This is a genomic window from Streptomyces sp. NPDC055078 (assembly GCF_053607985.1).
Window position 1 is genome coordinate 1 of record NZ_JBSGUP010000552.1, and the last position, 5,589, is coordinate 5,589.

General features: G+C 71.3%; 4 protein-coding genes. 1 reads left to right on the forward strand and 3 read right to left on the reverse strand.

Features of this window, described 5'->3' with window-relative positions:
• Positions 1 to 71: 71 nt before the first annotated feature.
• Positions 72 to 1,295 (reverse strand): signal recognition particle-docking protein FtsY, encoded by a 1,224-nt coding sequence (gene ftsY, locus ACWF94_RS31750; RefSeq protein ID WP_453496310.1) that lies wholly within the window; start codon positions 1,293 to 1,295, stop codon positions 72 to 74.
• A 119-nt stretch (positions 1,296 to 1,414) separates the two neighbouring features.
• Between ftsY and ACWF94_RS31755 the strand changes: the two genes are divergently transcribed.
• The gene (locus tag ACWF94_RS31755; RefSeq protein WP_453496313.1) at positions 1,415 to 2,671 is read left to right on the forward strand and encodes a GNAT family N-acetyltransferase; all 1,257 of its coding nucleotides are present in this window, start codon (positions 1,415 to 1,417) and stop codon (positions 2,669 to 2,671) included.
• Between the two features lie 156 nt (positions 2,672 to 2,827).
• Here ACWF94_RS31755 and ACWF94_RS31760 read toward each other — a convergent pair whose 3' ends face one another.
• Both ACWF94_RS31760 and ACWF94_RS31765 read right to left on the reverse strand, forming a co-directional pair.
• Positions 2,828 to 4,249 carry a sugar porter family MFS transporter gene (locus ACWF94_RS31760; protein WP_453496316.1) on the reverse strand — a complete coding sequence of 474 codons (1,422 nt, stop codon included), beginning with the start codon at positions 4,247 to 4,249 and terminating at the stop codon, positions 2,828 to 2,830.
• Positions 4,250 to 4,477: 228 nt separating this feature from the next.
• Positions 4,478 to 5,589, reverse strand: a 1,112-nt coding sequence (locus ACWF94_RS31765) for an AAA family ATPase (protein ID WP_453496320.1), incomplete at its 5' end; no start/stop codon positions are given.

The following is a 5,589-nucleotide window of genomic DNA, read 5'->3' on the forward strand; positions in this document are numbered from 1 at the left end:
CCTCGGGTGGGTCCGCCGGACAAGCCGGAAGACGGAAAGCCGGAAAGCCGCCGGAAAGCCGGAAGAGGAGTTCAGTCGCCGATCAGGGCGTCGACGAACGCCTCCGGCTCGAACGGCGCGAGATCGTCCGCGCCCTCGCCGAGGCCGACCAGCTTGACCGGTACGCCCAGCTCCCGCTGGACCGCGACGACGATGCCGCCCTTGGCGGTGCCGTCCAGCTTGGTGAGGACGATGCCGGTGATGTCCACGACCTCCGCGAAGACCCGGGCCTGCACCAGACCGTTCTGACCGGTGGTGGCGTCCAGGACGAGCAGGATCTCGTCCAGCGGACCGTGCTTCTCGACGACCCGCTTGACCTTCCCCAGCTCGTCCATCAGCCCGGTCTTGGTGTGCAGCCGGCCCGCCGTGTCGATCAGGACGACATCCGCGCCCTCGGCGATGCCCTCCTTCACCGCGTCGAAGGCGATCGACGCCGGGTCGCCGCCCTCCGGCCCGCGCACCGTACGCGCGCCGACGCGCTCGCCCCAGGTCTGGAGCTGGTCGGCGGCGGCGGCGCGGAAGGTGTCCGCCGCGCCCAGGACGACCGAGCGGCCGTCCGCGACGAGGACCCGGGCGAGCTTGCCGGTGGTGGTGGTCTTCCCGGTGCCGTTGACCCCGACGACCATCACGACGCCCGGGGTGTCCAGACCGCTCTCGGTCTTCACCGCGCGGTCGAAGTCGGTCCCGACGAGCGTCAGCAGCTCTTCGCGGAGCAGGGACCTGAGCTGCTCCGGCGTACGGGTGCCGAGCACCCGCACCCGCTCGCGCAGCCGCTCCACCAGCTCCTGGGTCGGTGTGACGCCGACGTCCGCGGTGAGCAGGGTCTCCTCGATCTCGTCCCAGGTGTCGTCGTCGAGGTGCTCGCGCGACAGCAGGGTGAGGAGCCCCTTGCCGAGCGTGTTCTGTGAGCGGGCCAGACGGGCGCGCAGCCGGACGAGCCGGCCCTCGGTCGGCTCCGGGATCTCGATCTCGGGGGCCGCCGGGGGCGCGACGACCGGGTCCTCGACGGCGACCGGGGCGCCGGTGGCGTCCTCGGCGGACGGGAGGTCGACCTCCTCGATGGTGCGGCGGGGTTCGTCCCGCGGTGTCTCCGCCTCGTCGCCGACATGCGGCTCTGCGGGCGGAGCGGTGATGGTCGGCGCGGACGACGGGGCCGATGGCGGCAGCCGCTTCTTCTTGCGGCTGCCGATCACGAGCCCGCTGATCGCGCCGACGGCGACCAGGGCGATGACTACGGCAAGGATGACGATTTCCATAACGCCCCCAGTATCGGTCACACCTCCGCCACGGCCACGGGGCACGCCCCCGCCCCTGCCGCGGCGGCCCCGGGCAAACCCGGATGACGCCCTCCGCGCCCCGGGCTACCGTCCCGTATATGACCGCCCTTGAATACCGAACCATCCCGGAGGCGCATCTGGACCGCGCCCTGGACCTGCACTATCTCGTCTTCCTGGACAAGGACGGCGAGGACGAGACCCGCAAGCTGCATCGTGACCGGCTGGCGCGGTGCGAACTCGTCGGGGCGTACGAGGGGGATCAGCTCGTCGGGCTGCTCGCCGCCCACGCCCTGAAGCTGTCGGTGCCCGGCGGGGAGCTGCCCTGCGCGGGTGTGACCTTCGTTTCGGTGGCGCCGACCCACCGCCGCCGAGGAGTGCTCAGCGGAATGATCGCCGAACTGTGGCGCCGGTGTGCGGCGGCGGGGCAGCCGCTCGCCGCGCTCTGGGTGTCGGAGGCGGCCATCTACGGCCGGTTCGGCTTCGAACCGGCGACCCGTTCGTACACGGTGGAGATCACTACGGATCTCCCGCTGAATCTGCGGATCGCTCCCGACGAGCGGCCCCTGCGGCTGGTCCCGCCCGCCGACGCCCCGGCGCTGATCGGCGACCGGCACTCGGCGGCGCGGGCGGCGCGCGCGGGCCGGGTGGCCAGGGACGACTACTGGTGGCGGACGGTCGTCCTGCCGACGGCCGACGAGGAGAACGACGAGCTGAGCGCGCCCCGGATCGTGACCATCGGCGATCCGGGCGAACCGCCCGCCGGGTATGTCGTGTACCGGACACTGTCGGACGACGAGGGCCGGGGCGTACTGCACATCGGTGAGCTGGAGGCCGACACTCCGGCCGTCGCCGCCGCGCTGTGGCGCTACGCGGCCTCGGTCGACCTGGTCGACAAGGTGCGGGCCTGGGGCCGTCCACTGGACGATCCGCTGCTGCGGCTGGCGGGCGACCGGGACCAGGTGCGGGTCACCCAGGAGTTCCCGGCGCTCTGGCTGCGGGTGGTCGACGTGGCCGCCGCGCTGACGGGCCGGACCTGGTCCGCGCCGCTGGATCTGGTACTGGAGGTGACCGACCCGGGGGTGCCCGCCAACGCGGGGCGGTACCGGCTCGTCACGGAGCCGGCCGACGGCGGCCACCGGGCCCGGGTGACCCGTATCGAGGGCGCCGAGGAGTCCGGGCGGACGGCCGATCTGACCCTGGACGTACGGGAGCTGGCCGCCGGGTATCTCGGGGACATCGGCATGGCCGAGCTGGTACGGGCGGGACTGGTCACCGAGCACACGCCGGGCGCGGCCGCACTGCTCGACGCGGCGGCCCGCACGGAGCTGCTGCCGCACACGGCGGACGAGTTCTAGGGCGTGCCGCGAAAGGCCCGCCCGGCCCGCGACGTCGTCCGGCAGGCCCTTCCCGTTTGACGATACGTCAGCTACCGTCCCCCTTCGCCGGGCTCCCGGCCCGCGAAGGGGGACGTGAGGACGTGCTGCCCCGGCTCGCGGGCTGGGCGCCCCCCCTCAGCCCATCTCCTCCAGCGCCTTGCCCTTGGTCTCCTTGACGAAGAGGAGCACGAACGGGATCGAGAGCACGGCGAAGGCCGTGTAGATGATGTACGTGGCCGAGAGATTCCAGTCCGCGAGGCTCGGGAAGCTCGCGGTGATGGCCCAGTTGGCGATCCACTGCGCGGACGCGGCGACGCCGAGTGCCGCCGCCCTGATCCGGTTCGGGAACATCTCGCCGAGGAGGACCCAGACCACCACACCCCAGGAGAGGGCGAAGAAGAGGACGAACACATGGGCGGCGACCAGCGCCACCGTGCCCTGGGTGCTGGGCAGTTTGCCGTCGACCAGACCGGCGGAGAAGGCCCATGCCTCGAACCCCAGGGCGATCGCCATCCCGGTCGACCCGATGAGGGCCAGCGGTCTGCGGCCGATCCGGTCGACCAGGACGATCGCGATCGCGGTGCCGATGATGTTCACGATGGACGAGGTGAACGAGTAGAAGAACGAGCTGGTCGGGTCGATGCCGACGGACTGCCAGAGCGTCGATGAGTAGTAGAACACCACATTGATGCCGACGAGTTGCTGGAAGAGCGAGAGCCCGATGCCGATCCAGACGATGGGCAGAAAGCCGAAGCCGGGGCCGAGCAGATCCCTGAACGTCGACTTGTGCTCGCGGCGCATCGCGTGGTCGATCTCGGCGACGCGGGCGTCGAGGTCGACGTGGGTGCCCTCGACCTCGGCGAGGACCCTGCGCGCCCGCTCGGTCTTTCCCACGGAGATCAGATACCGGGGCGACTCGGGGATCGCGAACGAGAGCAGCCCGTACAGCATCGCCGGCAGGACCATCACACCGAGCATCCACTGCCATGCCTCCAGGCCGCCGATCTCGCCGCGCTGCTCGCCGTCGGCGACCTGGAGGATGCCGAAGTTCACCAGCTGGGAGACGGCGATGCCGATCACGATCGCCGCCTGCTGGAAGGAGGCGAGCCGCCCCCGGTAGGCGGGCGGGGAGACCTCGGCGATATACGCCGGGCCGATGACGGACGCCATCCCGATCGCGAAGCCGCCGATGATGCGCCACATGGCGAGGTCCCAGAGCGCGAACGGCAGGGCCGAGCCGACCGCGCTGGCGGTGAAGAGGACGGCAGCGATCCGCATACAGGCGATACGGCCGATACGGTCGGCGATCCGGCCCGCGGTGGCGGCGCCGACCGCACAGCCGATCAGGGCGATGGCGATGACCTGTGCCAGCTGCCCCGAGCCGATGCCGTAGCGGTCGCGGATGGCCTCGACGGCGCCGTTGATGACCGAGCTGTCGTAGCCGAAGAGAAAGCCGCCCATGGCGGCGGACGCCGTGATGAAGATGACATGCCCGAGATGCTCGGGGTGAGCCTCGCGGGCCCCCGGTACCGGTGGCGGCTGCGACGTGCTGGTCACATGTACTCCTGAGGCCGTTACTCCGGTACTTGCTCCGGTACTCCCGGGTACTTGCTCCGGTACTCCCGCGGCCGTCCGACAGCGCCTGCCGGGGCAGGGGCGGGCCCTTCCAGTGGGTCACAGCTTCCCGGCGCCCACCACTCGGCTTGGGCTGTCGGGTTGACGCACGCAGGGGTACGGGGCGCGGTGGCGCGGTCCGGCCCGGGGGTGCAGTGGCGTGGCCCGGGGTCAGCGCAGGCGCTGGCTGATGACCTTCGAGACGCCGTCGCCCTGCATGGAGACTCCGTACAGCGCGTCCGCGACCTCCATCGTCCGCTTCTGATGGGTGATCACGATGAGCTGGGAGGACTCCTGCAGCTCCTGCATGATCCGGATGAGCCGCTGGAGGTTGGTGTCGTCGAGGGCGGCCTCGACCTCGTCCATCACATAGAACGGACTCGGCCGCGCCTTGAAGATCGACACCAGCATGGCGACGGCCGTCAGGGACCGCTCGCCCCCGGAGAGCAGGGAGAGCCGCTTGACCTTCTTGCCGGGCGGCCTGGCCTCGACGTCCACGCCCGTGGTGAGCATATTGTCGGGGTCGGTCAGGATCAGCCGGCCGTCGCCGCCCGGGAACAGCCGTGAGAAGACTCCCTCGAACTCACGGGCGGTGTCGCGGTACGCCTCCGTGAAGACCTGTTCGACGCGTTCGTCCACCTCCTTCACCACCTGGAGAAGGTCTGCCCGGGTCTTCTTCAGGTCTTCGAGCTGCTCCGAGAGGAACTGATGGCGCTCCTCCAGCGCCGAGAACTCCTCCAGGGCGAGCGGATTCACCTTTCCGAGCTGCTGGTACGCCCGTTCGGCCGCCTTGAGGCGCTTCTCCTGTTCGGCGCGGTGAAACTGTCTGGGCCGGTTACGCGGGTGCTCCGGGTCATCGGGCAGTTCCTCGCCCTCGGCGGGCGGGGAGGGCGGTACGAGCTGATCCGGGCCGTACTCGGAGATCAGCGCGGCGGGCTCCACGCCCAGCTCCTCCAGCGCCTTGGACTCCAGCTGCTCGATGCGCAGCCGCTTCTCGGCGCCGAGGACCTCGCCCCGGTGGACGGAGTCGGTGAGCTTGTCCAGTTCGGCCGTGAGGTCGCGGCCCCGGGTGCGGGCCGCGGCGAGATCCCGCTCCCGTTCGGCCTTCGCCGCCTCGGCCGCCACCCGCTCGGCCTCAGCGCGTACGAGCGAGACCTCGGCATGGGCCAGCAGTTGACGGGCTCCGGCCGCGACGGCGGAGGCGACGGCGGCCTCATGGCGCATCCGGGCACGCCGCTGCTCCGCGCGGGCGCGGGCCTCGCGCTCGGCGCGCGCTCCCCGGT